This is a genomic window from Streptomyces sp. NPDC051286 (assembly GCF_044455345.1).
Classification (GTDB): domain Bacteria; phylum Actinomycetota; class Actinomycetes; order Streptomycetales; family Streptomycetaceae; genus Streptomyces.
In genome coordinates this window covers 142029-166553 of the sequence record NZ_JBITER010000017.1, presented here as the reverse complement: position 1 = coordinate 166553, position 24525 = coordinate 142029, and the positions used below count along the sequence as shown (strand labels likewise).

Genomic DNA, 24525 nt, shown 5'->3' with positions numbered 1-24525 from the left:
ATCACCAACGCTCCGCGTTGGCTCAATCCTCCGCCTTGCGATGCACGCACCCCAGCCCCGCTCCTTCACCCGCGCTGCCTACTGCCGGGCACTCTCACCCGATCCGTAAGTGATGGAGCATCAGCAGCCCGGCCACCATGTTGGCGGCCGGGATCTTGCCCCGGGCGATCATGTCGGGCACCAGCTTGAGCGGGATCCATTCGCGGCGCGACGACTCGAAATCGTCCTGCGGGGGGCCGGTCCAGGTCGCCTCCTCGGCCCAGTAGAGGTGGTGCCGGGCGTCGGTGAGGCCGTTCGACGGCTCCACGGTCAGCAGCGGCCGCAGCGGGCCCGGGCGCCAGCCGGTCTCCTCCTCCATCTCCCGGGCGGCCGCTGCCTCGATGTCCTCGCCGTCCTCGACCACACCTGCGGCAAGCTCCCAGCCCCAGCTGTCGGTGATGAACCGGTGCCGCCACAGCAGCAGTACCTCGTTGGCCTCGTTGACGACGGTCGCCGCGGCGACGGCCGGGAGCCGGACGAGGTAGTGGTCGAGGTGACGGCCGTCGGGCAGAACGACATCCGCCAGATTGACCCGGAACCAGCGGTTCTCATACACAGTTTGTTCGTTCAGATTCGTCCACTGCACAGTTCGGCCACCTTCCGACACGTTGGTGGCAACATGGCAGCAGGAGCAGAGCTGGAGGGGAACGTTCCCGGCATACGTCCCGTACCTTCACAGCGGTACGCGCAACGCCCCGTCGATCAGCTCGGCGGCCTCCTCCGCGTCGGCGCAGCCGCTCCCGACCAGATCCTCGCGCACCGCCCGCAGCCGGTCCCGCAGCCGCTGCGACTCCATCCCCCGGGCCCGTTCCGCCATCTCCGCGGCCGTGCCCGCCGCCCGGTCCGCCTCCCCCTGCCGCAGCTCGATATGGGTCAGCATGGCCAGCCGGTGCACCCGGCCCCGGTCGTGCGCCGGGGTACGGACCGCCGCCGCGGCGTGCTCCCGAGCCCCCGGCAGATCGCCGAGGCTGAACAGAGCCTCCGCCACCTGCACATTGACCAGGCCCGGTTCGACGTACCCCGTCTCGTCGGGTTCATGGCCGGGGCGGATGCGCTCGGCCTCGGACTCGGCTCGCCGGATGCACTCCAGGGCGCTGCGGCCGTCGCCGAGGTGTGCGTACGCCTTCGCCTGCATCGCGTACAGATCGGCCGCCAGCGCGGGCGTGATGTGCCGTCCCGCCGCCCGCAGCGCCGCCTCCGCGAAGGCGACGGACTGCCGGTAGTCGGCGAGGAACAGCGACTGGTTGACCAGCAGGGCGATCACATACCCGCCGAGCCCCCGGTCCCCGCTCGCCTTGGCCAGCCGCAGTGCCTGGTGGAAGTAGCGCTGGGCGAGACCGTGCGCGTCGGAGTCGTACGCGCAGATGCCCGCGACGGCCACCAGCCCGCCGGTCGCCCGGTGCAGCCGGCGGCCGGTCGCGTCGCTGTAACCGCCGCGCAGCAGCGGGGCGGTCTCGGCGTTGAGGAAGCCGACGATGCGGGAACGCGTCGCGATGCCGCCGGCCCTGCGGTACATCAGTTCGTAGTGGGTTCGGGCGGCACGCAGCATCGCTATGTCGGCCATGCCGACGCGTGTCGGACCGGCACGGGAGACGTCGGCGTCCTCGGGCGGGTTCTCCCACTCCCACACGGGCATCACCGCTGTCGTACCGGTGACCGCGGCCGCGGCGAGGACGTGCGGGCGCTGCTGTTCGTCCGAGCGCCACAACGCGGTGGCCCGCTCGACGAAGCCGGTGAGCGTCGAGCCCGGCACGACCGTGCCCCCGCCGCCCCGGGTCGCCATGCCGATGTCGCCGAGGGAGACCGGTCGCCGCAGCCGGTCGCCGAGCACCTCGCAGATCAGGTCGGGAGCCTGCCCGCGGGGCCGCTGTCCCTTCAACCAGCGGGCCACGGCCGTGTGTTCGTACCGCAGGGACAGTCCGCGGGCACGCCCCGCCTGATTGATGTGTGCGGCAAGACCTGCCCGGGAGACGCCCGCCTCGTCAATGAGGGCTTCGAGCAGGATGTTGGGCTCCATTGCCCCTCCTAAGGCCTGTCGACCCAGTGGAGCACGTTTCACACGGGGTGTGAACGTAAATGCCCGAACCGTCCCGCCGCGCACTCTGGTGCGCCGGGGTACGAATCGGTTGAATCAGTCGCCTCGCAAGAGGCGGCCGGGTCGTCTGCTCCCCCTCGTACAGTTGACGGCCCGCACCCGCGTCGTTCGCTCTGCCGACCTGCCCGACACACCGTGGCAGCGCGGACGACGCAGGATCGCACGACCCACTGCCCACTGATCGGAGGGTGGCTGCGGGGTCGGACCGGAACCGGGTTCCCCGGGCCGGGCCGGGGCCCGCGTGCGGTCCCCCCGCCGTTCGGCGAGCACAGAAGGAGGGGGCGTATCCGGTAGCCGGATACGCCCCCTCCTCACCTTCTGCGGCCGGTTCGGCCTCGAGGGCCGGTCGCCGTCGGCACGCTACGCGCCGCGCAGCTCCGCGCCCGTCCGCTCCGCGGCCAGCGCGACCGCCGCGTCGCGGGCGGCCGTGGCCTCGTCGACGGTCAGGGTGCGGTCCGGCGCGCGGAACCGCAGTGCGTACGCCAGGGACTTCCTGCCCTCGCCGATCTGCTCGCCGGTGAACACGTCGAACAGCCTCAGCGATTCGAGGAGTTCGCCCGCGCCCTCCCGCAGCGCCTGCTCCACGTCGGCGGCGGGAACGTCCTGCGCGACGATCAGCGCGACGTCCTGGGTCGCCACCGGGAAGGTGGAGATCCGCGGCGCCTGGAGCGCGCCGTCGACAGCCTGCTCCAGGAGGTCGAGGTCGATCTCCATGGCGCAGGTCCGCTCCGGCAGGTGGAGCTCCTTGATGACGCCGGGGTGCAGCTCACCGGCGTGCCCGACGAGGACCTCCGCGTCGTTCGCCGTGACGAACAGCGCGGCGCAGCGGCCGGGGTGCCACGGCGCGTGCTGGTCGTTCCGGACGGTGAGCTCGACACCCGCCTCGCGGGCAATGGCACGAGCGGCCTCGATGGAGTCCGCCCAGTTCACCGGGCAGCCCTTGCCCCACCAGCCGGCCTGCTCGCGGGCGCCCGCGAGGACGACGGCGGCGCGGCGCGGCTGATGCGGCAGCGCCGCGTTCAGCCCGGCGATCTGCTCGTCGCCGGGACGGCGGTCGACGGGCAGCCTCACGGCCGCGGTCTCCTCGCCGGTCAGTGGGGTCTCCCCTGCTCGAACGGAGCTGAGAGCTTGGGGAAGGAAGACCAGCCCCGTCTCGAAGAGCGCCAGGTCGTGGCTGCCACGGCCGTCGTTGCGACGCAGTGCGCCGAGGAGGCCCGGCAGCAGCGTGGTACGCAGCGCCGGCTCCTCGTCGGAGAGCGGGTTGACGAGCTTGACCGTACGGCGGCGGGCGTCGTCGGCGTCGAACCCGAGCTGGTCCAGCACCGCGTCGCCGATGAACGGGTAGTTCAGCGCCTCGACAAAGCCGGCTCCGGCGAGCGCCCGGCCGACCCTGCGGTGCAGACGCTGGCGGTCGGTGAGCCCGCGCCCGGACGGCGGCGTCGGCAGTGTCGACGGGAGGTTCTCGTAGCCCTCCAGCCGGATGACCTCTTCGGCGAGGTCGTTCGGCTCGCTCAGGTCGGGCCGCCAGGACGGCACGGTGACGAGGAGCTCGTCCTGCCCGTAGACGTCGCAGCCGACCTGCTGGAGGCGGCGTACGACGGTCTCGCGGCCGTACACGACACCGGCCACCCGGTCGGGGTGGTCCGCGGGCATCACGATGGTGCGGGGGGCGGACGGAGCGGTGACCTCGGTGACGCCGGCCTCGGCGGTACCGCCCGCGAGCAGCACCAGCAGGTCGACGGTGCGCTGCGCGGCGGCGGCCGCGGCCTGCGGGTCGGCTCCGCGCTCGAAGCGCTTGGACGCCTCGGAGGACAGCCTGTGGCGGCGTGCGGTCCGGGCGATCGAGATCGCGTCGAAGTGCGCGGCCTCGATGACGACCTCGGTGCTGGTGTTCTCACCGTTCCGGGCGTCGGCGATCTCGGTGTTGGCGCCGCCCATGACCCCCGCGAGACCGATCGGCCCGCGGTTGTCGGTGATGACCAGGTCCTCGGCGTCCAGGACGCGGACCGTGCCGTCGAGCGTGGTGAGTTTCTCGCCCTGCTGGGCGCGGCGCACCCCGATCGGCCCGTCGATACGGGTGCGGTCGTAGGCGTGCAGCGGCTGGCCGAGCTCCAGCATCACGTAGTTGGTGATGTCGACGGTGAGCGAGATCGGTCGCATCCCGGCCTTCTGCAGCCGGCGCTGCATCCAGATCGGGGAACGCGCCTCGGGGTCCAGGCCGACGACGGTGCGCGCGGTGAACCGGTCGCAGCCGAACGGGTCGGCCACCTTCACCGGGTAGCCGAACGCGTTCGGCGCGGGCACGTCGAGGAGAGCCGGGTCGCGCAGCGGCAGCCCGTACGCGATGGCGGTCTCACGGGCGACACCGCGCATCGAGAGGCAGTAGCCGCGGTCAGGGGTGACGGCGATGTCCAGGACCTCGTCGACGAGCTGGAGCAGCTCGATCGCGTCAGTGCCGACCTCGTGCTCCGGCGACAGCACGATGATGCCGTGCGTGCCGTCGTCGCCCATGCCGAGCTCATCGGTGGAGCAGATCATGCCGTGCGAGGTCCGGCCGTATGTCTTGCGCGCGGCGATCGCGAAGTCGCCGGGCAGCACGGCGCCGGGGAGGACCACGACGACCTTGTCACCGACGGCGAAGTTACGGGCTCCGCAGACGATCTCCTGCGGCTCACCGGTGCCGTTGGCGGAGCCGACGTCGACGGTGCAGAAGCGGATGGGCTTCTTGAAGCCCTCCAGCTCCTCAATGGTCAGTACCTGCCCGACGACCAAGGGGCCCTTCAGGCCGGCGCCGATGTGCTCGACGGTCTCGACCTCCAGACCCACGGCGACGAGCTTGGCCTGTACGTCACGGCCGGTCTCCGTCGCCGGCAGGTCGACGTACTCCCGCAGCCAGGAAAGCGGGACACGCATCAGATCTCCATCCCGAACGGCCGGGTGAACCGGACGTCACCCTCGACCATGTCTCGCATGTCTTCGACGTTGTGGCGGAACATCAGCATCCGTTCGATGCCGAACCCGAAGGCGAATCCGCTGTACTTCTGGGGGTCGACGCCGCAGGCGATGAGCACCTTGGGGTTGACCATGCCGCAGCCGCCGAGCTCGATCCAGCCCTCGCTGCCGCAGGTGCGGCAGGGGCGGTCCGGGTTGCCGACGGACGTGCCGCGGCAGACGTAGCAGACCATGTCCATCTCGGCGGACGGCTCGGTGAACGGGAAGAAGTTCGGCCGCAGCCGGGTCTTCATCTCCGGGCCGAAGAGCGCCTGGACCATGTGGTCGAGGGTGCCCTTGAGGTCCGCCATGGTGAGGCCCTCGTCGACGGCGAGCAGCTCGATCTGGTGGAAGACCGGCGTGTGCGTAGCGTCGAGCTCGTCGGTGCGGTAGACCCGCCCGGGGCAGACGACGTAGACGGGCGGCTCGCGGTCGAGCAGGGTGCGGGCCTGGACCGGCGAGGTGTGCGTACGCAGCACGATGCCGGACTCGTCGCCCGTGGTCGGCTTCCCGTCGGGCGTGGTGCCCTGGACGAAGAAGGTGTCCTGCATCTGCCGGGCCGGGTGGTCGGGCACGAAGTTCAGCGCGTCGAAGTTGAACCACTCCGCCTCGACCTCGGGGCCCTCCGCGATCTCGTAGCCCATGGCCACGAAGACGTCCGCGACGCGCTCCATGAAGGTCGTCAGGGGGTGGCGGGCGCCGGCCGGGGTGCGGTCGTACGGCAGCGTGACGTCCACCGCCTCCTCGACCAGCACACGGGCGTCCCGCTCGGCCTCCAGCTCCGCCTGACGGGCGGCGAGGGCCTTGCTCACGGCGCCGCGGGCCTGGCCCACACGCTTGCCCGCCTCGGCCTTGGCCTGCGGCGGCAGAGCGCCGATCTCCCGGTTGGCGAGGGACAGGGGCGAGGTACCACCGGTGTGCGCGGTCTTCGCCTGGGCGAGCGCGTCGAGGTCGCCCGCGGCGGCGAAGGCGGCAAACGCCTCGTCCCGCATGCGCTCGATCTCTTCCGGTTTCAGTGCCTCGACCTCGACTGGGTCGTACGACTTGTTCGGTGCCGACATCTCTTCCCGTGCTTCCGATTGGCTGGTACTGCTCTGAACCGGGGACACCCCGGACCCCGCGGCCCCGCTCGACGACTGGAGGACGCAAAGGTGCCAAAGGTCGAGTCTAAAGGCCACGAGGGGTGGAGAAAGCCCGCGGGCTGCTCAGGCCCTCCCGTCGCCTGCCGTCGCCCTGCCGGATTGCCTCGCGGACGCTCCTATTTCAGATAGGCCGGAGCCCCCACGGGCAGAATAAATCGGAATTCTGCGCCGCCGCCGGGGCCGCGGCCGACCGTGATCGTGCCGCCGTGCGCCTCGACGATGCCCTTGACGATGTAGAGGCCCAGCCCCGTACCGCCGCGCTTGCTCCCCCGCCAGAAGCGGGTGAAGACGCGGCCCATCGACTCCTCGGGAATGCCGGGGCCTTCGTCGCTCACGGTGACGGCTGTTCCCTTCTCGTCGCTCTTCGCGGGTGCGGGTGCGACTTCGATGGTGACGGTTCCCTCGCCGTGGCGCACCGCGTTTTCCAGCAGATTGCCGAGGACCTGGTCAACCTTGTCCGGGTCGGCCCACACCGCGGGCAGCGGCTGCCGAGTGCGCACGAGGAAGCGGTCGGGCGCCTGGCCGTTCGCGGTGAGGGCCTGGACGTGGCGTTCCACGGCGGCCGAGAGGTCGACCGGCTGGCGGCGCAGCTCCAGGCGGCCGGAGTCGATCCGGGAGATGTCGAGCAGCTCGGCGATGAGCCGGGTGACGCGGTTGGCGTCGGCGTCGACGGTCTCCAGCATCAGGCGCTTCTGGTCGTCGGTGAACCGTTCCCACTTGGCCAGCAGCGTCGCGGTGAAGCCCTTGACGGAGGTCAGCGGGGAGCGCAGTTCGTGGGCGACGGTCGCGATCAGTTCGGCGTGGCTGCGCTCGGTGCGGCGACGGGCCTCGGTGCCGCGCAGGCTGATCACCAGCCGGCGTACCGGACCGGTCGGGTACTCACGGACGTACCGCGCGGCGACCAGGACCTCGCGGCCGCCGGGGAGCAGCAGGTTCCGCTCGGGCTGGCCGATCCGGGTGGCGAGGCCGCCGTACGGATCGGTCAGGGCCCACCAGCGTCGGCCCTTGAGGTCCTCCAGCGGCAGTACGTACTCCAGCGGGCGGCCGAGTGCGGCGGCCCTGGGTACGGCGGTGATCCGGGCGGCCGCAGCGTTGAAGCAGATGACCCGGCCCGTCCTGTCGGCGATGACGAGTCCGTCGGGGAGGTCGTCCGGGTCGATGCCGGATGCGACGGTGTCCTCCGCGGGGCCGGTGCCCTCGCCGGCGGCCGGGGTGTCCTCACCGTCCGGCCCCCGGTCGGCGCGCGCGTCGGCCGCGTGTGTCTCGCGCGGCCTGCTCATGCCGACAGACATACTCCCGTACCCCACCTCTCGAACCGGTGCAGTGGGCCCCCGAGTTCGTCACCCTACTAGGGCGTCTTTCGAAAGTCCCGCCTGCCAGGCGACGCCAGGCACGCACGCTCGCCGCGTTGTCGGGCTCGCCCCGATACGACCGGTATCGGGGCGACCCTCCGCCGTGCGATCGCACACACCGGACGCCGCCAGGCCCGCCCTACGGGCGGACGACGCACGGAGCGACACCCTGTGGGGGCGCACTGCTGCGGTGCGCCGGTCGGCGGGGGACGGGGCCGGTCAGCCGGCGGTACGGCGGGGGCGCTGGGCGCGGGCCGAGGCGTACAGGCAGACGGCCGCCGCGGTGGCGAGGTTGAGGCTCTCCGCCTTGCCGTGGATCGGCACCCGGACGACGGCGTCGGCCAGCGCCCGGGTCTCCTCGGGCAGCCCCCACGCCTCGTTGCCGAAGACCCAGGCGGTGGGACCGCCCATGGTGCCCGCGTCGAGCTCGTCGTCGAGGTCGTCGTCGCCCGCGCCGTCGGCGGCGAGGATCCGTACGCCCGCGTCCCGCAGCCCCTGGACGGCCTGCTCGACCGGTACGCCCACGACGACCGGCAGATGGAAGAGCGAGCCGACCGAGGCACGCACGGACTTGGGGTTGTACAGGTCGACGGAGGCGTCGGTGAGGACGACGGCGTCGGCGCCCGCGGCGTCGGCGCAGCGCAGCACCGTACCGGCGTTCCCGGGGTCGCGTACGTGCGCAAGGACGGCGACCAGGGTGGGCTTCGCGGCGAGGACGGACTCGAACGGCGAGTCGAGAAACCGGCAGACGCCGATGAGTCCCTGCGGGGTGACGGTCTGCGACACATCGGCGAGCGTGTCGCCGTCCGCGAGGTGCACCCGGGCACCGGCCGCGTGGGCGGCGTCGACGATGTCGGCGTACCGCTCGGCCGCCTCGACGGTGGCGAAGAGCTCAAGCAGGGTCGGCTCGCCGTCGCTGCCGCGGTGTCCGGCGGCCTCGCGCACGGCCTGCGGCCCCTCGGCGATGAACCGTCGCTCCTTGCCCCGGAAATTGCGGCGGGCGAGGCGCCGGGCGGCGGCGACGCGCGGCGACCGCGGGGAGATCAGTTCGGGGGTGGCCATGGTTGGCAGCGGGCCTCTCTGCGTGCGGAGGTACGGAACAAGGGGTGCAACGCACCGGACCCGCAGACGACGAGCGCCTGCGGGTCCGGCTCAAAAGCCAAGAAGTGTGCCCTGGATCAGGCGGCCTTCGGGGCGTTGACGTCACTCGGAAGGGCCTTCTGGGCAACCTCGACGAGAGCGGCGAACGCGTTGGCGTCGTTGACCGCGAGCTCGGCCAGGATCTTGCGGTCCACCTCGATGTTGGCGGCCTTCAGACCCTGGATGAGGCGGTTGTACGTCATGCCGTTCTGGCGGGCAGCGGCGTTGATGCGCTGGATCCACAGCTGACGGAAGTCGCCCTTGCGCTTCTTGCGGTCGTTGTAGTTGTAGACCAGGGAGTGGGTGACCTGCTCCTTGGCCTTGCGGTACAGGCGCGAGCGCTGACCGCGGTAACCGCTGGCGGCCTCGAGGATTGCCCGGCGCTTCTTGTGGGCGTTGACTGCCCGCTTGACGCGTGCCACTTGTTAACTCCTTGTAGCGGGGCCGTGGTTGGACTCACACGGCCCGGAAACGAATTGGTCCCGGTGTGATCGAGGTCGCGCCCCCGGATTCACCGGGGGCCGAACCTCACTTGCCGAGAAGCTTCTTGATCTTCTTGGCGTCGGCCGGAGCCACGACGACCGTGCCGGTCAGCGAGCGGGTCTTCTTGGACGACTTGTGCTCGAGCAGGTGGCGCTTGCCGGCCTTCTCGCGGAGCACCTTGCCGGAGCCGGTGATCTTGAATCGCTTGCTGGCACCGCTGTGCGTCTTGTTCTTCGGCATCGCGCCGTTCTCTCCTCGTAAGTGGCGCCCCTCGCGGTGCAGGCACCGGACAGCAGGGGCGTCAGATCTTGGTGGGGATCCCGAGGGGACCCGGGGCCGCCTGGATGGCGCCCCCTGAGGTCACGCCTCGGAAGGTGTCTCGGCCGAAGCCTCGGGCTGCGCTTCGGCCGGAGCCTGGGCAGCCTCGCCCGCAGCAGCCTCGGCGTCCGGGGTGGAACCCTGACGCCCCGCCTTGCGGGCGGCCTGGGCCTCACGGGCCTCGGCCATGGCTTCGGTCTTCTTCTTGTGCGGGCCCAGAACCATGATCATGTTCCGGCCGTCCTGCTTCGGGTTCGACTCGATGAAGCCGAGTTCCTCGACGTCCGAAGCGAGACGCTGGAGCAGACGGAAGCCCAGCTCAGGGCGGGACTGCTCACGACCACGGAACATGATCGTGATCTTGACCTTGTCGCCCTGCTTGAGGAACCGGACGACGTGACCCTTCTTGGTGTCATAGTCGTGCGGGTCGATCTTCGGCCGGAGCTTCATCTCCTTGATGACCGTGTGCGCCTGGTTCTTGCGCGCCTCACGGGCCTTCATGGCCGACTCGTACTTGAACTTCCCGTAGTCCATGAGCTTGCACACGGGCGGACGGGCGGTCGCCGCCACCTCGACCAGGTCGAGGTCGTACTCCTGTGCGAGTTCCAGGGCCTTGGCAAGCGGAACAATCCCGACCTGCTCGCCGCTGGGACCGACAAGTCGCACCTCGGGAACGCGAATCCGGTCGTTGATGCGGGGCTCGGCGCTGATGGATCCTCCTCGGTAGCACCACGCGGCCGCCTGGCGGACAGCCACGTAACGTCTGTTTCGTGAGACCAACCGCACCAGTGCATGAAAAATGCCCCGGACGGGACACAGGCGGGGCTCCTGGAAAACCGGAACACCGCCGCGGCCAACCGCGGGGCTATCGGGCGGCTCCATCGTCCGTACGGAACGATGGGCGCCACCTGACCGGTGACCTGCCGTCCCGGAGGATGGTCAGGTGGGAGATCGGAGCCTCCACTTGTGGGCCGGGCTCATAGCTGCCCAGCCGGTCGTTACACCAGGCTAGCAGCTCGCCGGGGCGGGCGCTAACCGGCTGCCGCAGCCCACTCCCGCAGACCGAGCCGGGCCGGCGTGGGCCTATCGTATGGCGCATGAGTGACGCGACCCCCAGCAGTGAAACCCCCGGCTTCGACGACATGACCCGCGACATCGCCGAGGTCCCCGCGGTCGAGGTGATCGTGACGGTCGCCGTCAACCTGATGAGCGCGGCCGCCGTGAAGCTCGGCCTCACCGAGGACGGCGACGAGCACAAGGACCTCGACGAGGCCCGCAAGCTGGTCCACGCCCTGGCCGGCCTGCTGGACGCGAGCGCCACGGAGATCAGCTCGTTCCACGCGGCGCCGCTGCGGGACGGACTGAAGTCGCTGCAGCTGGCGTTCCGCGAGGCCTCGCTGGTACCGGACGAGCCGGGCCAGGGCCCCGGCGAGAAGTACACCGGCCCCATCTTCGGCTGAGCCGCCCCTCTCCTCCCCTCCGCACGACCGTGAGCCCCTGCCCGTCCGGGCAGGGGCTCACTGCATCCCCGCGTCACGCCCTGCTGAACTCCGCACACCCCCGGGGCGGGGTGGGTCAACTGGTCCCACCGGAGCCGCGACCGCGCCCCCGGGGCGGCTGTTCGCGCGCATCGGGCCGGTCGGGTGATCAGCGTGTGAAGAGGGGCTCACCGGGCGCGACCGTGTCGGCCGGAAGCAGCGCGAGGTCCAGGCCCTGCACCAGGCGTGCCCGCAGGACCTCGTCGGCGGCGAGCGATTCCGCAACCCGGCGGGCCGTCTCGGCGGGGGCCGCTTCGGGTGCCAGGACCAGGGCGAGAGTGCCGCCCGACCGCCCCGGGACGAGGTGGGCACGGAGCACGGCGGGCTCGGCGGCGACCGCGTCGCGTACCGCGGAGGTGACCGTCGGGTCGTCCAGCGGGTCGGCGCTGGTACGGCCCTCGGCAAGGGCGAGCAGCGCGGAGCCGGTCAGTTCGTAGGCCACAGGACCTGCGAGGTCGAGCACGACCGTATCCGCCTTCTCGTGGGCGGCCGCCTGCAGAGCCTGGTGCAGGGGTACGGCGACGGGGCGGGCCTTCGGGTCCCAGCGGGCCAGCGAGGCGGTCGAGGTAAAAGCGGGCAGTGCGCGACGGTCACCGGCCTGGAGGGTGGGGACGGCCATGTCGCTCGTCTTCTCGCGACGCAGCCCGCCCACCCGTCGCCCACCACCACCCTTGCCGGGCGCTTCGCGACTGTCCTCCTCGTCCTCCTCCACCTCTCCGAGGACGGCGACGACGGGGACCAGGAGTCTGGTTCCCTTGAGCGCTTCGAGGACTGGGCCGACGGCCGTCCGGTCCTCGGCCCAGGCGGCGAGCGCCGCGGTGAGTGCGGGGTCGGCCGTGCCGTCGTCGTCGGAGTAACCGGGGTCCGGAATGTTCTTCATCGCCACAGGGCGAGCGTAGTCGGTGCGGTTTCTCACGATGTCCTCAGGTGCGCCACAGCCGTCTGCCAGGTCCTGGCGTCCGCTCCATGCCCCTGCCGATGCCGAAAGTACGTACATCTGTGCTGTCCGCCGCTATGACGGCCGTGGTCCTGCCGGCAGCTTCGGCCGCGGGAGGCATGTATCTGATGGGCCGGCCCTCGCATGCGACGCCCCGCCCCGTCGCCTCCGTATCGTCGACGGCGCCCGCGTCGTCGGCCACGGACTCGCCGGCTCCGACCCTCGCGTCGCGAAGGCCGTGGTGAAGGTGCTCGACGAGGCGCGGTGAGGGTGTCCCGGCTCGGGCTCAGCGGCGCGCGAAGGGCTTCCTGCCGCGCCACAGCAGCACGGCCAGCGCCAGCAGTACGGCTCCGAGGCCGCCCGCGACCGGGGCGAGCCAGCCGACGGGAGCTTCGCCCTCGTGCCGCGAGGTGGGGCCGGGGCCGAAGTACCGCTTGCTGTAGCCGGCCTTCGCGGAGTCGGCGGACGCGGCCGAATCGGCTTTGATCCCGGGCGGGCTGAGCGTGCCACCCGCCTTGATCGCGGCAGCCGGGTCGACGATGCCGTAGCCCCGGGAGTCGTCGCGGCCGCCCTCGGGGGAGTCGCGCGCGGTGTCCATGAGGAGCTTCTTGACCTGGGCGGGCGACAGCCCCGGGTGGGCGGCCCGGACCAGCGCGACCGCGCCGGAGACGAACGCCGCGGCGGCCGAGGTGCCCCACTCGATGTAGTAGTGACGGTCGGGGGACGGGACGACAATGTCGACGCCGGGGGCGCTGACGGTGGCGTACCAGCGGCGGGTGGAGAACGCCGCGTGCGTGCCGTACCGGTCGACGGCGGCGACCGCGATCACACCGGGGTAGGCGGCGGGATACGAGATGTGGTCGCCCTTCTCGCCCCCGTTGCCCGCCGACGCGACGACGACGGCGCCCTTCTTCAGCGCGTACTGGATGGCGGCGTCCTCACCGCCCTCGGGGTGCGCGGACTCGCTGTCGTCGCCGAGGGAGAGGTTGATGACGTCGGCGCCGTGGTCGGCGGCCCAGCGGATGCCGTCGGCCAGGGCCGTACCGCGGGACTCGCGGGCTTTGGCACGGGACGGGTCGGAGGCTTCGAGGATCACCCGGACCGGAAGGATCTTCGCCTCCGGGGCGATGCCGAGCACCCCGTCGCCGCGGCCGACGCCGTGACCGTGGCCCGCGATGATGCCGGCCATCGCGGTGCCGTGCCGGGCCCAGGAACGGTCGCCGCGCCCCGCGCCGAAACCGATCATGTCCTTGCCGGGCAGCACCTGGCCCGCCAGGTCGGGGAGGCTGCCGTCGACCCCGGTGTCGACGACGGCGACCGTGATCCCCTTGCCCCTGGTGGTCTGCCAGGCCCGGTCGGTGTGGAGCGCCTGGAGGCCCCACTGCTGGGGCCGGATCGTGTCCGCGCGGGCGGGGACGGCGGGCAGCAGCGCGAACGCGGTGGCGGCGCAGACTGCGCCGAGTGCGCGGCGGTGACGGCGTCGGCTGCTCATCGCGGCTTCTCCGAGAGGTCGGTGACGGTGCGGCGCAGCCCGCGCTCGATCCGGTCGGCGATGCCCTTGGCCTCATGACCGAGACCTGCCTGCGCCGCGGCCGCCGTGGAGTCTGCGGCCAGCGTCTTGGCGACGGGCTGCGGGTGGGTGACCGTACGCCCGTCGGCGAAGCCGGAGACAGCGAACACGACGACCGGTACCTCGGTCAGCACATGGACGGTCCAGGTGGCGCGCTGTCCGTCGCCGAACCCGGCGGCAGCGGTGCCCTTGACGGCGTACGTACGGGGCATGAGGTCGGTGCGGATGTCGAGGTGCTGGTCGGTGAAGCGAGTGCTCAGCGCCCTCATCTCGTCCGTTCCGCCCTCGGTGAAGACCATGCCGACCGTGGTGACGCTGCTGGACGTGGCGTCGGCGTACGTGGCTCGCAGCAGCCGTTCGCAGCCGACCGGTCGGAGCGCCTTGAGGAGCAGGGGGTCGAGCCCGCTCGTGCAGCCGCTGTCCGGGGCGACGCCGATCCGGGTCCAGACCCGGTCCGCACCGCCGGGACCCGCGCCTTCGCCCTTGAGGGTGCGCGGGAAAAGGGTGTCCACGGGGATGTCACGCCAGGCGGTGCGACCGGTGACGTAGGAGTCACGGGCGCCGGGATCGGCAGGGGACTCGCTGGTGAGGTAGGCCCCGGCGACCGCACCGCCGATCAGCCCGAGCCCGAGCACGACACAGGCCGCGGCGGCCGCGGCCCTGGCCGGGTGACGGGCAGGGACGGGGCGCAGCCGGCTGGTGGTCTCGGCGGGCGTCTCGGGAGCGGGGTACGGGAGATGACCGCCCGGGTACGGCGGGGGCGGTATCGCGCCGGGCCGCGGTGTGAGATCCACGGCGCCGACTGGTCGACGGCGGGTAGCGGCGGGCGGCGCCTCGGGGCGGGGCGGAGGGGGTGCCGGGGCGGGGGCGGGGGCGGCCATCGGGCTCACGGGACGGAGCCGAGTGGTCGTCTCCACGGGCCTCTGCTCCGGGACCGGGTTCTGGGGCCGGCTCTCGGTCCGGTTCTGGTTCTGGCTCTGCAGTGGAACGGGGTGCTGCGCCGGATCCGGGCCCGGGATCGCCTGGGCCGGGGGCGCTGTGGGCAGGGCCGGGGCCGACGGCTCCGCCGTGCGGCCCGGCTCGTCCGGGGGTCCGGCCGGGCGGGGCGGCGTCGTCGGGCGGGGCGGCACGGGAGCGCGCTGCGCCTCGGTACTCATCCGCCCCCCTGGTCCACGTTCCGTACCGCTCGCGGATCACCTTCACAGGCAGGCCCGTTGGTGACCGCGTGCCCGTCACTCTACGGGCTGGGAGGGGTCGGGTGGGAGCGGGGCGCCGCTGCCCCTTGGGATCTGCCCGGATCGTCCCCCTACCCAGCGGTAGTGGCGTCTGACAAGCTGCGGCCATGACTGCCCGCGCCGCTGACCGGACCCGCTACGACCGGGCCACCGCCCACCTCGACGCCCCGATCGCTGTCGTCGATCTGGACGCCTTCGACGCGAACGCCGACGATCTCGTCCGTCGGGCAGCGGGTAAGCCGGTCCGGGTCGCGAGCAAGTCGGTGCGCTGCCGGATCCTGCTGGAGCGGGTGCTCGCACGGCCGGGCTTCGCCGGGATCATGTCGTTCACACTGGCCGAGTCGCTGTGGCTGGCCCGGGCCGGGTTCGACGACGTCCTGTTGGCCTACCCGTCGGCCGACCGGTCCGCCTTCGCCGAGCTGGCCGCCGACCCGAAGCTCGCCGCCGCCGTGACCGTGATGGTGGACGACCAGGCACAGCTGGACTTGATCGACGCGGCGCGGGCCGGTGGCCAGGAGGAGATCCGGGTCTGTCTGGAGCTGGACACCTCGCTGCAACTGCTCGGCGGCCGGGTCAGGATCGGGGCGCGGCGTTCGCCGTTGCGCTCCCCCGCCCAGCTGGCGGAGCTGGCGCGCTCGGTGGCGCGCAGGCCCGGTTTCCGGCTGGTCGGTCTGATGGCGTACGAGGGGCACATCGCCGGGGTCGGGGACGCGGTCGCGGGCCGGCCGTTGCGGTCCCGGGCGATCCGGCTGATGCAGGCGACGTCCCGCAAGGAGCTGGCGGCCCGCCGGGCGGAGGCGGTCCGGGCGGTGCGCGCGGTGGCGCCGGACCTGGAGTTTGTGAACGGCGGCGGTACGGGCAGCGTGCAGCACACGGCGGCGGAGTCCGCGGTGACCGAGATCGCGGCCGGGTCGGGGCTCTATGGACCGCGTCTGTTCGACAACTACAGGTCGTTCACCGCCCGCCCGGCGGCGCTGTTCGCGCAGCCCGTGGTGCGGCGGCCCGGCGTGGGTGTGGTGACGGTGCTCGGCGGCGGCTACCCGGCATCAGGGGCCGCGGGTGCGGACCGGCTGCCTGTCCCGTATCTGCCGGAGGGGCTGCGCTACGACCCGCAGGAGGGTCCGGGCGAGGTGCAGACGCCGCTGCTCGGCGCCCCGGCCGACGATCTGCTGATCGGCGACAAGGTGTGGTTCCGGCACGCGAAGGCCGGTGAGCTGTGCGAGCGTTTCGACGAGCTGCAGCTGATCGAGGGCGACCGGGTGACGGCGGCGGTGCCGACGTACCGGGGCGAGGGGCAGACGTTCCTCTGACCTGTCGGCCGAGGCGGGGCGTGCGGCGGCGTCCGGGTGGGTGTGGGCGGTCCATGCGGTGCCGTCCCGCCCTCGGTCGGTACCCCGGTGCGACGGCGTCCGGATACCGGCCGGGCGGGGGCGCGTCGCCCATGCCTCCACTCTGGAGTTCCGCTGTCAACGGGGGCTCCGGACAGGCTGCTTGAGGAGTACGCGGGCGCCTGCCCGGAGCGTCGTCCCGTACGGGAGCGGACGGGATCAGACGGGCGTGACGTACGCGCCGGAGATTCCGCCGTCGACGAGGAAGTCGGTGGCGTTGACGAACGAGGAGTCGTCGCTGGCGAGGAACGCGACCGCGGCCGCGATCTCCGTCGCCTCGGCGAACCGACCGACCGGGATGTGCACCAGCCGGCGGGCCGCGCGCTCCGGGTCCTTGGCGAACAGCTCTTGGAGCAGCGGGGTGTTGACCGGCCCGGGGCAGAGTGCGTTGACCCGGATGCCTTCGCGGGCGAACTGCACACCGAGCTCGCGGGACATGGCGAGGACGCCGCCCTTGGACGCGGTGTACGAGATCTGGCTGGTGGCCGCCCCCATGATCGCCACGAAGGACGCGGTGTTGATGATCGAGCCGCGGCCCTGCCGTCGCATGTAGGGCAGGGCGGCCTTGCAACAGAGGTAGACGGAGGTGAGGTTGACGTCCTGGACGCGCTTCCATGCCTCGAGCTCGGTGGTGAGGATGGAGTCGTCGTCGGGCGGCGAGATGCCCGCGTTGTTGAAGGCGATGTCGACGGAGCCGTAGGTGTCGTAGGCGGCCTTGAAGAGCGCCTCGACCTGTTCGGGGTCGGTGACATCGGTGCGTACGAAAAGGCCGCCCACCTCGTCGGCCGCGGCCTTGCCCGCGTTCTCGTCGATGTCCGCGCAGACGACGTGGGCGCCCTCGGACGCCAGGCGGCGGGCGGTGGCGAGGCCGATGCCGCTGCCGGCGCCGGTGATGACGGCGGTGCGGCCGACCAGGCGGCGGCAGATGTTCTCGGTGTCTGTGGTCATGCCGGTTCAGACCTCCGTGCTGATGAAGACGTTCTTGGTTTCGGTGAACGCGGTGAGGGCGTCGGGGCCGAGTTCCCGGCCGAGACCGGACTGCTTGTAACCGCCGAACGGGGTCCAGTAGCGGACGCTGGAATGGGAGTTGACGGACAGGTTCCCGGCCCGGACCGCCTGGGAGACGCGCAGCGCGCGGCCGACGTCACGGGTCCAGAGCGAGCCGGCGAGGCCGTACTCGGTGGCGTTCGCGAGTCGTACGGCGTCCGCTTCGTCCTCGAAGGGCAGGACGACCGCGACCGGTCCGAAGACCTCTTCGGTGGCCACCGGGGAGTCCGGGTCGGCATCGGTCAGCACGGTGGGCGGGAACCAGAAGCCGGGGCCTTCGGGGGCGATACCGCGGATCGCGCTCGCGCCCTCGGGGACGTACGACCGTACGCGTTCCAGCTGGGTCCGGGAGATCAGCGGGCCCATCCGGGTCTTCTCGTCGGATGGGTCGCCGACGACGACCGAGGCGACGGCGGGGGCGAGGAGTCCGAGGAAGCGGTCGTAAACGGAGCGTTCGACGAGGATGCGGGTGCGGGCGCAGCAGTCCTGGCCCGCGTTGTCGAGGAACGCCATGGGGGCGGCGGCCGCGGCGGCCTCGATGTCGGCGTCGGCGAAGACGATGTTGGGGCTCTTGCCGCCGAGTTCGAGGGTCAGCCGCTTCACGCGCGCGGCGCACCTGGCCATGATCTGTTTGCCGACGCGGGTGGAGCCGGTGAAGACGATCTTGGCGACGCCGGGGTGCTCGACGAGGGCGTTGCCCGCCACGTCGCCCGCGCCGGGCAGCACCTGGAAGAGGTGCTCGGGAAGGCCCGCTTGCACGGCCAGCCGGGCGAGCCGCAGTGCGGTGAGCGGGGTGGTCTCGGCGGGTTTGAGGATGACGGCGTTGCCCGCGGCGAGCGCGGGGGCGGTGCCCCAGGCGGCGATCGGCATGGGGAAGTTCCACGGGGCGATCACGCCGACGACACCGAGGGGTTCGAGCAGAGTGAGGTCGACGCCGCCGGGGACCGGGATCTGCCGGCCGCTCAGCCGCTCCACTCCCCCGGCGGCGTAGTCGAGCAGATCGCGGACGTTGCCCGCCTCCCAGCGGGCGTTGGCGAGGGTGTGACCGGCCTCGCGGACCTCCAGCCGGGCCAGTTCCTCGCGGTGTTCGTCGACGACGACGGCGAAGCGGCGCAGCAGCCGGGCGCGGTCGGCGGGGGCCATCGCCGCCCAGGTGCGTTGGGCGGCGGCTGCCCGTACGACGGCCGCGTCGACCTCGGCGGCCGTGGTCGCCCGGACGGTCGCCACGACTTCCTCGGTCGAGGGGTCGAGAACCAGGTGCTCGGTGATCTCGGTGGTCACGTTGTGCCTCACAGACGTTCGAAGGCGCGTCGGAGCTCCCAGTCGGTCACCGCGGCGTCGAAGGCCTCGAGTTCGACGCGCGCCATGTTGCGGTAGTGCGCGACGACGTCCTCGCCGAAGGCCGCCCTGGCCAGGTCGCTCTTCTCCCAGAGGTCGGCGGCTTCGCGGAGTGTGGTGGGAACGTGGTCGTACGCGGCGGTGTAGGCGTTGCCCTCGCAGGGATCGGGGAGTTCGAGCTTCTGCTCGATGCCGTGCAGGCCGGCGGCGATCATTCCGGCGACGGCGAGGTACGGGTTGACGTCACCGCCGGGCAGCCTGTTCTCGAACCGCGTCGAGCGGCCGTGCCCGACGACGCGGAAGGCACAGGTGCGGTTGTCGTGGCCCCAGGCGACGGCGGTCGGGGCGAACGAGCCGGGCTGGAAGCGTTTGTACGAGTTGATGTTCGGCGCGTAAAGCAGGGAGAAGTCGCGCAGGGCGGCGAGCTGTCCGGCGAGGAAGTGGCGCATCACCGGTGACATGCCGCCCTGTTCGCCTGCCATGACGTTGCGTCCGTCGGCGTCCTGGAGGGAGAGGTGGATGTGGCAGGAGTTGCCCTCACGCTCGTTGAACTTGGCCATGAAGGTGAGCGCGACGCCCTCCTGGGCGGCGATCTCCTTGGCGCCGGTCTTGTAGACGGCGTGCTGGTCGCAGGTGACCAGGGCCTCCCTGTAACGGAACACGATCTCGTGCTGGCCTGGGTTGCATTCGCCCTTGGCGGACTCGACGGTCAGGCCCGCGGCCGCCATCTCGTTGCGGATGCGGCGCAGCAGGGGCTCGATACGGCCGGTGCCGAGGACCGAGTAGTCGACGTTGTACTGGTTGGCGGGGGTCAGATCGCGGTAGTTGCGGTTCCAGGCCTGTTCGTAGGTGTCCTTGAAGACGATGAATTCGAGCTCGGTGCCCGCCTGGGCGGTGAGACCGTGCTCGGCGAGGCGCTCCAGCTGACGCCGGAGGATCTGGCGGGGGGCGGCGACGACGGGCGAGCCGTCCTCCCACGCGAGGTCGGCGATGACCATGGCCGTGCCGTCGTTCCAGGGGACCCGGCGCAGGGTCGTCAGGTCGGCGTGCATGGCGAAGTCGCCGTATCCGCGCTCCCAGGAGGACATCGCGAAGCCGTCGACGGTGTTCATGTCGGTGTCGACGGCGAGCAGGTAGTTGCACCCCTCGGTGCCGTGCTCCATGACCTCTTCGAGGAAGAAGGCGGCGGCGAACCGCTTGCCCTGCAGCCGCCCCTGCATGTCGGGGAAGGCAAGGACGACGGTGTCGATCTCACCGCTCTCGACGAGAAGCCGTAGCTCCTCGACCGCGAGCGGGGGTGTGCGGTCTGCCACGGGAAGATCCTCCTTCGGTCAGCCGGAAGTCATAAGGTAGGGGTGAGAACCATTGTTGGGAAGGGGAGCCGGGACGTGGCGGAGGGAAGCGAGCCCATCGAGGGAGCGCAGCCGGCGCTGCGGCCTGTCCTGCGGCCCGTGCGGGCGGGGAACGGCTTCGAGGAAGCACTCGAACAGATCCTGCAGGTGGTCAGGCTCGGCCTGGTGCCGGGTGGCGAGCGGCTGCCCGCGGAGCGCGAGCTCGCCGAGCGGCTCGGGATCAGCCGCGTCACCCTGCGGGAGGTCCTGAAAGTGCTGCAGGACCAGGGGCTGGTGGAGAGCAGACGCGGGAGGTACGGCGGTACGTTCGTGCTCCCGCGCACCGGCAGCCCCGGCGAGGACGAGCTGCGCCGCCGGGTGGCGGCCGTCGACGTCGAGGACGTCCTGCGCTTCCGCGAGGTGCTGGAGACCGGGGCGGTCGAGCTGTGCGCCATGCACGGGTTGACCGACGAGGACGCGGAACGACTGCGTACGGCTCTGGCTGCGACACACGATGCACCTCTGCCCGACTACCGCAGGCGCGACACGCTCCTGCACCTGACACTCGCGGAACTGTCCGGATCCGCCACGCTGGCCGCGCAGTACGCGGCCGTCCGGGCGACGGTGAACGACCTGCTGGACTGCATACCGCTGCTCGTGCGGAACCTTGAGCACTCACAGCATCAGCACACCGCGCTCGTCGAAGCGGTGCTCGACGGGGACGCCGAGGCGGCCCGGGCCCTGATGCGCGAACACTGCGCGGGCACGGCGGCGCTGCTGCGCGGATTCCTGGCCTGACCGCTTGCGCGGCAGCCCACTGGAACGCAAAGGTATTTCTCAGCACCATTAAGTAGTGCCTGGCAGTAGGCAGCGCGGGTGAAGGAGCGGGGCCGGGGTGCGTGCTTCGCAAGGCGGAGGATTGAGCCAACGCGGAGCGTTGGTGATTGACGACAACGCCGCAGATGCGTGCCCCAGCCCCGCGACGCCGCGAAGCCTACTGCCAGGCACTCTAAACCGGGTCCGCCCGCAGGCGGCCGACCGGAGGGCCCCGCCATGTCCGTACCGCTCATCGGCGTCACCACCTACTTGGAGCCGGTCGCCCGCTGGGGCGTCTGGGAGCTCCCCGCTGCCCTGCTCCCGTCCGCCTATCCGCGACTGGTCCAGCGCTCCGGCGGCCTCGCCGCCCTGCTGTCGCCGGACGACCCGGCACGGGCGGCGGCCGCCGTGGCCCGGCTGGACGGTCTCGTCGTCGCGGGCGGCGCCGACGTCGAGCCCGTACGCTACGGCGCGGAGCGCGATGCCAGGACCGGTCCCCCGGCCCGGGAACGCGACGCGTGGGAGCTGGCCCTGATCGGTGCCGCGCTGGAGTCCGGTACGCCGTTGCTCGGCATCTGCCGCGGCATGCAGCTGCTGAACGTGGCGTTCGGCGGCACCCTCATCCAGCACCTGGACGGGCACACCAACCCGCTGGGCGCGGCCGGGGCCTTCGGCGAGCACCTCGTGACGCCGGTCCCGGGGACGCGCTACGCGTCGATCGTGCCCGAGGAGTCCTCCGTACCGACCTACCACCACCAGGCCGTGGACGTGCTCGCCCCGGACCTGGTCGCGTCCGCCCACGCGGCGGACGGCACGGTGGAGGCGGTCGAACTGCCGGGGGCCCGGTGGGCGCTGGGGGTGCAGTGGCATCCGGAGATGGGGGACGACCTGCGGGTGATGCGGGCACTGGTGGCGGCGTCGATGCGGGGCTGACCGTGCGCCGATCGGCGGGCTACGCCTCGCGCGCGGTCAGCGCGAGCAGGTCGCGGGCCGGGCCCGTGGGACGGTGCCCCGAAGGCCAAACCGCCCTCAGTTGGCGTCGGAGCCGTACCCCTGCCACCGGGATTTTCACCAGCCGCCGCGAGGACAGCTCCTCCCCCAGTGCCAGTTCGCTCAGGACGCACGGTCCCGCACCGCTCTCCGCCGCGCCCTTCACCGCTGTCGTCGAGGAGAGTTCGAGCAGTGGCTGCGCCAGCCCGCCGTGCGCGGCCAGTGCCGCGTCCAGGACCTGCCGGGTGCCGGAGCCGCGCTCGCGCAGGATCAGTGGGGTCGCGGCCAGTTCCTGCGGGGTCAGCGGTGTGCGGCGGCGGGCCCAGGCATGGGACGGGGCCACCACGACAACGAGGCGGTCGTGCGCGATGACCGTGCCGTCGAGGCCCTCCGGTATGGACAGCCCCTCCACGAATCCGAGGTCGGCCGCGCCGGCGAGCAGCCGCTCCGCGACCGCCGCCGAGTTGCCCGCGAGGAGCGAGACCGCGGTGCCCGGCCGTTCGCCGCGCAGGGCGATCAGCCAGCCCGGCAGCAGATATTCGGCGATGGTCATGGAGGCGGCGACCCGCAGCCGCGAGTCGCGCCGGTCGCGCAGCGCCTGCGCGCCCACATCGAACGCCTCGGCGGCCTCGACGATCCGGCGCGCCCAGTCGGTGACGAGCGCGCCCGCGTCAGTGAGCCGGGAGCCGCGCGGCGACCGGTCGAGGAGGGCCACACCGAGTTGTCGCTCCATCGACCGGATGCGGCTGCTGGCGGCGGGCTGGGTGATGCCGACGTCCCGTGCCGCGCGTCCCAGGCTGCCGTGCCGGGCGACGGCGAGCAGCAGCTCCAGCGCTCCGAGGTCCGGGACCCGGTGGGACAGGAGAACGGGTGCGGGCGCGTCGCTGGACATAAAGTCAGCTTATGACCTCATAGGGACAAGCTCCCTGGTGGGGGACGGCCTCCGGAACAAAGATCGTGGCATGGCCATCTTTCCCCAGACCCGCGCACGGACGAGCGCCCCGCACTCCGCCGCTGTGCGGCTTCCTTCTCTGCAGTACCTCGGCCCCAACTGGTACGCGACGGTCATGGGCACGGCCATCGTGGCCAGCGCGGGCGCGGCGCTTCCCGTGCACGTGCCCGGGCTGCGGGCGGCCTGCACGGTGGTGTGGGCGCTCGCGGCGGTGCTGCTCGTGGCGGTTCTCGCCGCCCGCGCCGGGCACTGGTCCGCCCACCGCGACCAGGCGCGCGCCCATCTCCTCGACCCGGCCGTCGCCCCGTTCTACGGCTGCCTCTCGATGGCGCTGCTGGCCGTCGGCGGCTCCACCATGGTGGTCGGCCGGGATGTTCTCGGGGATCGAGCCGCGCTCGCCGTGGACGTGGTGCTCTACAGCGCGGGCACGGCGATCGGCCTGACCGTCGCGGTCGCGATCCCGTATCTGATGGTCGTACGCCACCGTCCGGCGCCCGGGACCGCGTCGCCGGTCTGGCTGCTGCCGGTGGTGCCGCCGATGGTCTCCGCGGCGCTCGGTCCGCTGCTGGTGCCGGAGCTGCCTTCCGGTCAGTGGCAGGAGGCGATGCTGCTGGCCTGCTACGCGATGTTCGGACTGAGCCTGCTGGCGACACTGGTGATGCTGCCGCTGATCTTCGCGCGGCTCGTCCACCACGGTCCGCTGCCCCTCGCCCTGACCCCCACGCTGTTCCTGGTCCTCGGTCCGCTGGGCCAGTCGACCACCGCGGTCGGTCAGCTCGCCAATGTGGCGCCGGGGGCGATCGGGGCGCCGTACGCCTCCGCGCTCGGGGCGTTCGCCGTGCTGTACGGAGTGCCGGTGATGGGATTCGCGCTCCTGTGGCTGGCGCTGGCCGCATCGATGGTGGTGCGCGCGGCACGGGGCGGCATGACGTTCAGCATGACCTGGTGGGGCTTCACCTTCCCGGTCGGCACATGTGTCACGGGCGCCGCGGGGCTGGCCCGGCACACCGGTCTGACGGCGTTCACCTGGCTGGCCGTCGCACTGTACGTGCTGCTGGTGACGGCCTGGGCCGTGGCCGGGGTCCGTACGCTGCGCGGACTGTTCAGCGGAGCGCTGCTCGCAGCGCCGCAGGCGCCGCAGCCAGTGACGGTCCGTACCACGTGAGATACCGCCCGTCGACGAGTGCGGCGGGCAGCGCGGGAAACGCCTCGGGGCCGTCGGTGGCGGTGAAGCGGTACGGCTCGTCGGGCAGCACGACCAGGTCGGCGCCGGTCGCGTTGAGCTCATCGAGCGAAATGCGCGGGTAGCGGTCGGCGTGGTCTGCGTACACGTTCCGCACGCCCAGCCGGGCGAGCAGATCACCGGCGAAGGTGTCGCGTCCGAGCACCATCCAGGGCCGGCGCCAGATCGGCACGATGGCGCGGCGCGGTACGGAGGCGGGCGGCGGGAGCGCAGCCCAGGCGGCCACGGCCGCGTCGAGCCAGTCGGGCCGGTCCAGCCCGCAGCCGGTCACCAGGGCCCGGTGCAGTTCGGTGAAGGCCTGGTCGAGGGTGCGGATCTCGGTGACGAGGACCGTGATCCCGGCCGCCCGGAGCGCGGCGAGGTCGGGTGCGCGGTTCTCCTCCTCGTTGGCGAGGACGAGATCGGGGCGGAGCGCGAGGACCGCGGCCACATCGGGGTTCTTGGTGCCGCCGATGCGTGCAGCGGTCAGACCCGCCGGATGGGTGCACCAGTCGGTGACGCCGACGAGGAGGCCGGGGGCGGTGGCGGCGACGGCCTCGGTGAGCGACGGGACGAGGGAGACGACACGTTCCACGGACAC

Annotated in this window: 22 protein-coding genes; 5 read left to right on the top strand and 17 right to left on the bottom strand. The window is 72.0% G+C overall.

Annotated elements, in window-relative coordinates:
• Nucleotides 1-94 precede the first annotated feature (94 nt).
• From ACIBB8_RS19505 to infC, 9 genes are all read right to left on the bottom strand, one after another.
• Complete coding sequence (locus ACIBB8_RS19505) at nucleotides 95-625, bottom strand: NUDIX hydrolase (RefSeq protein WP_398953660.1); 531 nt, start codon at nucleotides 623-625, stop codon at nucleotides 95-97.
• An 87-nt stretch (nucleotides 626-712) separates the two neighbouring features.
• A complete protein-coding gene (locus ACIBB8_RS19500; RefSeq protein WP_398953657.1) occupies nucleotides 713-2056 on the bottom strand; it encodes a transcriptional regulator in 1344 nt (447 codons plus the stop codon).
• 438 nt (nucleotides 2057-2494) lie between these two features.
• Nucleotides 2495-5047, bottom strand: coding sequence for a phenylalanine--tRNA ligase subunit beta (gene pheT / locus ACIBB8_RS19495; RefSeq protein ID WP_398953655.1), 2553 nt, complete (start codon nucleotides 5045-5047; stop codon nucleotides 2495-2497).
• A complete protein-coding gene (gene pheS / locus ACIBB8_RS19490) occupies nucleotides 5047-6186 on the bottom strand; it encodes a phenylalanine--tRNA ligase subunit alpha (RefSeq protein WP_398953653.1) in 1140 nt (379 codons plus the stop codon). Before pheS ends, pheT begins: the two co-directional genes overlap by 1 nt.
• A gap of 197 nt (nucleotides 6187-6383) precedes the next feature.
• Nucleotides 6384-7559, bottom strand: coding sequence for an ATP-binding protein (locus ACIBB8_RS19485; protein ID WP_398953651.1), 1176 nt, complete (start codon nucleotides 7557-7559; stop codon nucleotides 6384-6386).
• A gap of 279 nt (nucleotides 7560-7838) precedes the next feature.
• Complete coding sequence (locus ACIBB8_RS19480) at nucleotides 7839-8681, bottom strand: TrmH family RNA methyltransferase (RefSeq protein WP_398953649.1); 843 nt, start codon at nucleotides 8679-8681, stop codon at nucleotides 7839-7841.
• Between the two features lie 116 nt (nucleotides 8682-8797).
• Entirely contained in the window at nucleotides 8798-9181 is a 384-nt protein-coding gene (rplT, locus tag ACIBB8_RS19475; RefSeq protein ID WP_003970214.1) for a 50S ribosomal protein L20, read from the bottom strand.
• Between the two features lie 106 nt (nucleotides 9182-9287).
• On the bottom strand, nucleotides 9288-9482 hold the full coding sequence (gene rpmI / locus ACIBB8_RS19470) for a 50S ribosomal protein L35 (protein ID WP_030918579.1): 195 nt from the start codon (nucleotides 9480-9482) through the stop codon (nucleotides 9288-9290).
• A 120-nt stretch (nucleotides 9483-9602) separates the two neighbouring features.
• Nucleotides 9603-10316: a translation initiation factor IF-3 gene (gene infC / locus ACIBB8_RS19465; protein WP_398953645.1), complete on the bottom strand. Its 714-nt coding sequence runs from the start codon at nucleotides 10314-10316 to the stop codon at nucleotides 9603-9605.
• 341 nt (nucleotides 10317-10657) lie between these two features.
• Here infC and ACIBB8_RS19460 point away from each other — a divergent pair, with 341 nt between their 5' ends.
• Nucleotides 10658-11020 carry a DUF1844 domain-containing protein gene (locus ACIBB8_RS19460; protein WP_384367337.1) on the top strand — a complete coding sequence of 121 codons (363 nt, stop codon included), beginning with the start codon at nucleotides 10658-10660 and terminating at the stop codon, nucleotides 11018-11020.
• Nucleotides 11021-11207: 187 nt separating this feature from the next.
• Here the strand turns inward: ACIBB8_RS19460 and ACIBB8_RS19455 are convergent, their stop codons facing one another.
• The 3 genes from ACIBB8_RS19455 to ACIBB8_RS19445 form a co-directional block, all read right to left on the bottom strand.
• Complete coding sequence (locus ACIBB8_RS19455; RefSeq protein WP_398953642.1) at nucleotides 11208-11984, bottom strand: SseB family protein; 777 nt, start codon at nucleotides 11982-11984, stop codon at nucleotides 11208-11210.
• A gap of 337 nt (nucleotides 11985-12321) precedes the next feature.
• Nucleotides 12322-13527 carry a type VII secretion-associated serine protease mycosin gene (gene mycP, locus ACIBB8_RS19450; protein ID WP_398953640.1) on the bottom strand — a complete coding sequence of 402 codons (1206 nt, stop codon included), beginning with the start codon at nucleotides 13525-13527 and terminating at the stop codon, nucleotides 12322-12324.
• Entirely contained in the window at nucleotides 13524-14399 is an 876-nt protein-coding gene (locus tag ACIBB8_RS19445; RefSeq protein ID WP_398953638.1) for a hypothetical protein, read from the bottom strand. Before ACIBB8_RS19445 ends, mycP begins: the two co-directional genes overlap by 4 nt.
• A 548-nt stretch (nucleotides 14400-14947) precedes the next feature.
• Between ACIBB8_RS19445 and ACIBB8_RS19440 the strand changes: the two genes are divergently transcribed.
• Nucleotides 14948-16150 carry an amino acid deaminase/aldolase gene (locus tag ACIBB8_RS19440; protein WP_398953636.1) on the top strand — a complete coding sequence of 401 codons (1203 nt, stop codon included), beginning with the start codon at nucleotides 14948-14950 and terminating at the stop codon, nucleotides 16148-16150.
• Nucleotides 16151-16387: 237 nt separating this feature from the next.
• Here ACIBB8_RS19440 and ACIBB8_RS19435 read toward each other — a convergent pair whose 3' ends face one another.
• From ACIBB8_RS19435 to ACIBB8_RS19425, 3 genes are read right to left on the bottom strand one after another with little or no spacing between them, the layout of a single operon-like run.
• Nucleotides 16388-17176 carry a 3-oxoacyl-ACP reductase gene (locus ACIBB8_RS19435; protein ID WP_398953633.1) on the bottom strand — a complete coding sequence of 263 codons (789 nt, stop codon included), beginning with the start codon at nucleotides 17174-17176 and terminating at the stop codon, nucleotides 16388-16390.
• A gap of 6 nt (nucleotides 17177-17182) precedes the next feature.
• Nucleotides 17183-18556, bottom strand: coding sequence for an aldehyde dehydrogenase family protein (locus tag ACIBB8_RS19430; RefSeq protein WP_398953631.1), 1374 nt, complete (start codon nucleotides 18554-18556; stop codon nucleotides 17183-17185).
• Between the two features lie 8 nt (nucleotides 18557-18564).
• A complete protein-coding gene (locus ACIBB8_RS19425; protein ID WP_398953629.1) occupies nucleotides 18565-19926 on the bottom strand; it encodes a glutamine synthetase family protein in 1362 nt (453 codons plus the stop codon).
• Between the two features lie 75 nt (nucleotides 19927-20001).
• Between ACIBB8_RS19425 and ACIBB8_RS19420 the strand changes: the two genes are divergently transcribed.
• The gene (locus ACIBB8_RS19420) at nucleotides 20002-20742 is read left to right on the top strand and encodes a FadR/GntR family transcriptional regulator (RefSeq protein ID WP_398953627.1); all 741 of its coding nucleotides are present in this window, start codon (nucleotides 20002-20004) and stop codon (nucleotides 20740-20742) included.
• 255 nt (nucleotides 20743-20997) lie between these two features.
• Nucleotides 20998-21693: a gamma-glutamyl-gamma-aminobutyrate hydrolase family protein gene (locus tag ACIBB8_RS19415; RefSeq protein WP_398953625.1), complete on the top strand. Its 696-nt coding sequence runs from the start codon at nucleotides 20998-21000 to the stop codon at nucleotides 21691-21693.
• A 19-nt stretch (nucleotides 21694-21712) separates the two neighbouring features.
• On the opposite strand, the gene ACIBB8_RS19410 is transcribed toward ACIBB8_RS19415, so the two are convergent.
• Entirely contained in the window at nucleotides 21713-22642 is a 930-nt protein-coding gene (locus ACIBB8_RS19410) for a LysR family transcriptional regulator (RefSeq protein ID WP_398953623.1), read from the bottom strand.
• 70 nt (nucleotides 22643-22712) lie between these two features.
• Between ACIBB8_RS19410 and ACIBB8_RS19405 the strand changes: the two genes are divergently transcribed.
• A complete protein-coding gene (locus tag ACIBB8_RS19405) occupies nucleotides 22713-23867 on the top strand; it encodes a TDT family transporter (protein ID WP_398953621.1) in 1155 nt (384 codons plus the stop codon).
• Here the strand turns inward: ACIBB8_RS19405 and ACIBB8_RS19400 are convergent.
• Complete coding sequence (locus ACIBB8_RS19400; protein ID WP_398953672.1) at nucleotides 23806-24519, bottom strand: helical backbone metal receptor; 714 nt, start codon at nucleotides 24517-24519, stop codon at nucleotides 23806-23808. The two genes, ACIBB8_RS19405 and ACIBB8_RS19400, sit on opposite strands and share 62 nt — an antisense overlap.
• Nucleotides 24520-24525 lie beyond the last annotated feature (6 nt).

Coding starts and splice junctions, on each gene's coding strand:
- pheS (WP_398953653.1), bottom strand. CDS start 6,186: ATGTCGGCACCGAACAAGTCGTACGACCCAGTCGAGGTCGAGGCACTG.
- ACIBB8_RS19460 (WP_384367337.1), top strand. CDS start 10,658: ATGAGTGACGCGACCCCCAGCAGTGAAACCCCCGGCTTCGACGACATG.
- ACIBB8_RS19405 (WP_398953621.1), top strand. CDS start 22,713: ATGGCCATCTTTCCCCAGACCCGCGCACGGACGAGCGCCCCGCACTCC.
- ACIBB8_RS19480 (WP_398953649.1), bottom strand. CDS start 8,681: ATGGCCACCCCCGAACTGATCTCCCCGCGGTCGCCGCGCGTCGCCGCC.
- rpmI (WP_030918579.1), bottom strand. CDS start 9,482: ATGCCGAAGAACAAGACGCACAGCGGTGCCAGCAAGCGATTCAAGATC.
- ACIBB8_RS19485 (WP_398953651.1), bottom strand. CDS start 7,559: ATGTCTGTCGGCATGAGCAGGCCGCGCGAGACACACGCGGCCGACGCG.
- ACIBB8_RS19435 (WP_398953633.1), bottom strand. CDS start 17,176: ATGACCACAGACACCGAGAACATCTGCCGCCGCCTGGTCGGCCGCACC.
- ACIBB8_RS19500 (WP_398953657.1), bottom strand. CDS start 2,056: ATGGAGCCCAACATCCTGCTCGAAGCCCTCATTGACGAGGCGGGCGTC.
- mycP (WP_398953640.1), bottom strand. CDS start 13,527: ATGAGCAGCCGACGCCGTCACCGCCGCGCACTCGGCGCAGTCTGCGCC.
- pheT (WP_398953655.1), bottom strand. CDS start 5,047: ATGCGTGTCCCGCTTTCCTGGCTGCGGGAGTACGTCGACCTGCCGGCG.
- ACIBB8_RS19415 (WP_398953625.1), top strand. CDS start 20,998: ATGTCCGTACCGCTCATCGGCGTCACCACCTACTTGGAGCCGGTCGCC.
- ACIBB8_RS19410 (WP_398953623.1), bottom strand. CDS start 22,642: ATGTCCAGCGACGCGCCCGCACCCGTTCTCCTGTCCCACCGGGTCCCG.
- ACIBB8_RS19440 (WP_398953636.1), top strand. CDS start 14,948: ATGACTGCCCGCGCCGCTGACCGGACCCGCTACGACCGGGCCACCGCC.